Origin of the sequence: Psychromonas sp., assembly GCF_047632995.1 — a bacterium.
In the GTDB taxonomy this organism is placed as follows: Bacteria; Pseudomonadota; Gammaproteobacteria; order Enterobacterales; family Psychromonadaceae; genus Psychromonas.
Map to the genome: position 1 here is coordinate 1 of NZ_JBLIEK010000191.1, position 4,601 is coordinate 4,601.

4 protein-coding genes are annotated in these 4,601 nt (G+C 40.8%); 1 reads left to right on the plus strand and 3 read right to left on the minus strand.

All coding sequences use genetic code 11. The features are described 5' to 3' along the window. The 3 genes from ACJAT7_RS17950 to ACJAT7_RS17960 all read right to left on the minus strand — a co-directional run. Positions 1-542, minus strand: a 542-nt coding sequence (locus tag ACJAT7_RS17950) for an asparaginase domain-containing protein (protein WP_415228168.1), incomplete at its 3' end; no start/stop codon positions are given. Positions 543-697: 155 nt separating this feature from the next. Then, on the minus strand, positions 698-1,273 hold the full coding sequence (locus ACJAT7_RS17955; RefSeq protein WP_415228169.1) for a TetR/AcrR family transcriptional regulator: 576 nt from the start codon (positions 1,271-1,273) through the stop codon (positions 698-700). Between the two features lie 77 nt (positions 1,274-1,350). After that, entirely contained in the window at positions 1,351-3,258 is a 1,908-nt protein-coding gene (locus ACJAT7_RS17960; protein WP_415228170.1) for an ATP-dependent DNA helicase RecQ, read from the minus strand. A gap of 197 nt (positions 3,259-3,455) precedes the next feature. Here ACJAT7_RS17960 and ACJAT7_RS17965 point away from each other — a divergent pair, with 197 nt between their 5' ends. Further along, positions 3,456-4,193: a tRNA-uridine aminocarboxypropyltransferase gene (locus tag ACJAT7_RS17965; RefSeq protein WP_415228171.1), complete on the plus strand. Its 738-nt coding sequence runs from the start codon at positions 3,456-3,458 to the stop codon at positions 4,191-4,193. Positions 4,194-4,601: the final 408 nt, after the last annotated feature.

Consider the following 4,601-nt stretch of genomic DNA (forward strand, 5'->3'; position numbering starts at 1 on the left):
AAGACCGGATAATTGGGTGAAACAAACGCATCAAAACCGTCTGCATATTGTTTGGTGGTACGGTTACCGCGAAATAGTTGGTTGTTAAAAAACAGGCACACTTCATTAATGGGATGGTAGGCGGCAATATACAAAGCATTTAATAGATTGATGCGCGCATCAGAGCGCAGCTGTGAAAGCGGAATTTGTGAGCCGGTAATAATCACAGGTTTTGATAAATTTTCAAACACAAAGGATAACGCCGATGCGCTATAAGACATAGTGTCGGTGCCGTGCAAAATAATAAAACCATCAAAGTCGTGATAACGGTTCTGAATATCTAGCGCTAAGGTTTGCCATATTTCCGGTGATACGTTGGCAGAGTCAATCAGGGGATTATATTCATGGATCTCAAACTCCGGCATCTCCTTATGATAAAACTCAGGCATATTTGCGATAGTCTGTGAAAGATAGCCCACCGCAGGAACAAAACCATCTTTTGAGGGTTTCATGCCTATTGTTCCACCCGTGTAGGCAATGTAAATTCGTTTCTTCTCTGTCATCTTAAGCCTTTTTTTGTACTATAAGGGTGCTTCTAAATTGAAAATTATGCTAATAGCGAATAGCCTTGGTCAAACATCCCGCCGGTGGCTATTTCTTACTCGTATGGAAACAGATACAAGGCAAAGAAGACACTCTGCTTGTGGCTTTAAATTCTTTAGACTGGCTGATATAAAATTCTTTTTAGGACAATACTAAGCTGATCTACCAATTGTAATATTGAAATAGGTAAGGTTGTACGTGTAATACTATAGCCTTCAACAAAGGGTAATAAAACAGAGGCTGAAAACTGTATTTTTTGCTCTGCGCAGTCAACAGGCGCGATACTTGTTAAATGTTTAACAATAACAGCATGCAACTCGCGATAATATTGATCTAACGCTAAGTAGCCCATTTTATTATGATTAGAAAAGACCCAAAACTCTTTAAATAACTGTACACAAAGGGTACTTTCCCTATATTTAAGCATATGCAGCAGCAGCGCCCCTAATGCCTTCTCGGCAATTAGCCCTTCCGGTGCTTGATAATTTCGCAAATGTACAAAATAAGCGTCGATAAAATCACTGAACAAAATATCTAGCAACACGCTTTTATTTTTAAAATGTAATAAAACAGTGCTTTGCGGTATATTCGCCCTGTCAGCCACTTTCGCCAACGAGAAACCTTCACAACCCAGTTCTTTTAATAATTGCAGCGCAGCAGATAAAATAAGCTCTTTTTGTTCACCAATCATCAGCATCTTCCTATATTTATCAACTAATTGTAGACTCTCACCCGCGCTGGTCAATTAGACATCTCTTACTGTTAACTTTAAATATGCCCTTCAATCCACTCTTTTACTTCATTAAAGCGATACTTCTCTAATAACGCAAACCCCTTTAAATTACGCACTTTAAGACGCGTAAAAATAGGGGTTGTTAATCCGCAAAAGAAACGGGCTAACAAGAGAGGCGTTTTCTGATCCGCCAATTTATCACTAATCTGTACACTCAGCTGTTCCAACTGATATTCAGCTAAAGGCCTTAACACAGGAGGCGCAGGCATAACCGCAACATCTCCTGCACAAACCGAGCAGTGTCCGCAAGGCTGCTGTAAATTAGTATCCGAAAAATAAGTGGCAAGTTGCAAATTCAAACACTGCTGATTAGCAAAAAAGTCCAATAAAAAGTGGATTCGTGCTACTTCACTTATCTCTTTTTCCTTAAACCGCAATACCAACTGTTCACGTAAATCTGCATTTAACGTCGTTTTAAAAACCTTATAAACTTGTGTCATCTGCTTGGTTTGCAACTCAATCAAACCTTGCTGATCAAGATAATCAAGTGCGGTGATCACTCGGCTACGTTCACTGGGATAAAAGGAGTGCAATTTATCAAGGTTGAGTGTTGCCCAGCTCCGCGCTTTATCTGAGCTTTGTAAAATAGCCTCTACAAAGTAGTAGCGTTCATTTTTAAAACGCGCCAGCAGCTCATTTTCCGGCACCAATAATTTATATTTATATTCCGCGTAATAACTGTAAGCGGGTTGTAATACCTCCGCTAACTCTAAATAAACCAGCAGCGTTTTGAGTGCCAATAAACGGATATTGGATAAACTAGAGAGGCTGTTCATCAGCACCTCCCATTGCCCCTGGGTTTGCGAAATTTCATTTAAAATATAATCGATCGCGCTCGGCTCTGGGGTATCGCCATAAACAAAGTTTTCTAAAATGTTGAGATTATTTTTATTGGCTAAAACCAAACAATCTGATGGCAGACCATCTCGTCCCGCACGCCCTATCTCCTGCGCATAATTTTCTATCGATTTTGGCAGATCATAATGGACCACAAAGCGGATATCGCTTTTATCTATCCCCATACCAAAGGCAATAGTTGCCACAATTAACGGTACCTGCCCGGACATAAACTGCTGCTGAATATCAACGCGTCGCTCATTGGCCAAACCGGCATGATAAGAGGTTGCATTTATGCCCTGATTTTTTAATACCTTGGCCAACTCGTCAGCACTTTTCTGCAGGGTCACATAGATAATACCCGCTGATTGCGCGCGCTGTTTTAACCATGGCAGAAGAATATTGAGTTTATTTTCATCGCTCACCCCCTGCACAGATAAATTCAGGTTAGAACGATAGGATCCCGTTAAAGTAATATTTTCTGGGGCGATCGCAAACTTTTCACTCATATCCTGTATCACTTTTGAGGTCGCAGTTGCCGTTAATAACAATACCTGCGCAATATCAAAATCACGGCGGTATTGCGCAAGCTTGAGATAATCGGGACGGAAAGTATGGCCCCATTCAGAGATACAGTGCGCTTCATCCACCACCAATAAAGAGATAGGGATCTTTTTTAAAAACAGTCGGAAGCGCTCACTGTTAAGGCGCTCCACAGAGATAAATAAAATTTTAATCTGACCGTTAGCAAGCGCATTATAAACGGCAGATGATTCAGCCGGGGTTTGCATTGAATGAATACTCGCTGCGCTAATGCCTTTCTTTTGCAAAAACTGCAGCTGATCTTGGATCAGGGCAAGCAGCGGAGAAACCACTAGAGTGAGATTGGGGAGATGCAGCGCCGGAAGCTGATAGCATAAAGATTTACCTGAGCCAGTCGGAAAAATGGCAGCCGCACTTTGTCCATTTATTAACGCCGCAATAACTTGCTCTTGGCCTTCTCTAAAGGTTGAAAATCCAAAATATTTCTCGAGAGACTGTTTCATTTGCAACCTTAACCATAATTAACTTTATACCCATGTTACTTCAAGATATAAAATCAGCAAGGCAAATTGTACTTAGCGCAAAAGTCATCATGCTGCGTCTTATTCTGGTCTGCGAACTTAAATCCTGATAAAGCATCTTGAGCTATCATGGCTATAGAGCATATAATCGTCCGCCTCACTGAACCAAAAAAGAACTTATGCGCATACATGCCCTTCATAAACTTTATCAGAAACGCCTTAGTCAATGCACTCGTCCCTTCTTAGCGCGGGGCGGACGGAGCGAACGCTGCATTTATTGCATGTTACTACCCTATTTGTGCATTTGCTCGCTGAAAAAAACAGTGGCGACAAATAGTGCATTTTTACTATTGATGTATGACGATGAAATTTTAAAACCGAGTAACACGGGGCGGCTCATTGCAGATTTAATCCCCGATACCTATGCTTTTATCTGGTCAAGAACGCAACCGGATACGCAACTTCTGCAATTATTGCAGGATTCTAAGTGGCAGCCGATTGTTATTTTTCCCGAAGAGTACACGACACCCGAACGTATCATGCAGAACTATCAAGCGCCCGAAAGCAGCAAACGTCCGCTGTTTATTTTACTCGATGGAAGTTGGGCGGAGGCGAAAAAAATGTTCCGTAAAAGCCCCTATCTGGATAACTTTCCCGTGCTCTCATTTTCACCAGACACTATCTCACGTTATTTAGTACGCAAAGCGAGCAAAGATAATCAGCTGGCCACAGCAGAGGTTGCCGGACGGGTTTTGGCCTTTATGGGTGAACCAGATAACTCACAATGGATGGATTTATGGTTTGAAACCTTTAAAGAGAATTATATGATAGGCAAGGAGCGCAAACAGCTACCCGAGGATGCGGCGCAGTTTCGCTTACAGGCGCAGCTAAACAAACACCTTGCCGGCACTGCGTAATTAAGAGATAAGCCGCACATTCACTAAGGATATTGGATTATGCTCTTTCAGATCAAAAAAGTGAAAAATAGCCCTGTTCAATATAAAAAAATGGCCATATTAAATTAAAAACCATGCAACAATCTCTTAACGCTATTATCATTTTATAGAATCGTCCATTGTTGAATAAAAGTTGAATAAAATTCAAATAAGGCCATATTTATCCAATCATTTTTTGATAATTTAAAGAAAAAAGGGACGTTTGAAACAGATGGTTCCTATGGTTTTGGGCTGATTATTTTCCTACTGATCATACTGCTTATAATAAATTTGCTGTTTGTTACAGTTGCCTTAAAAAGTGGTGTCTATGAGCAATACATCTATATATTGCACGGTCGCTTACTGGAATTTCTGTTCGCCCTATTTTCA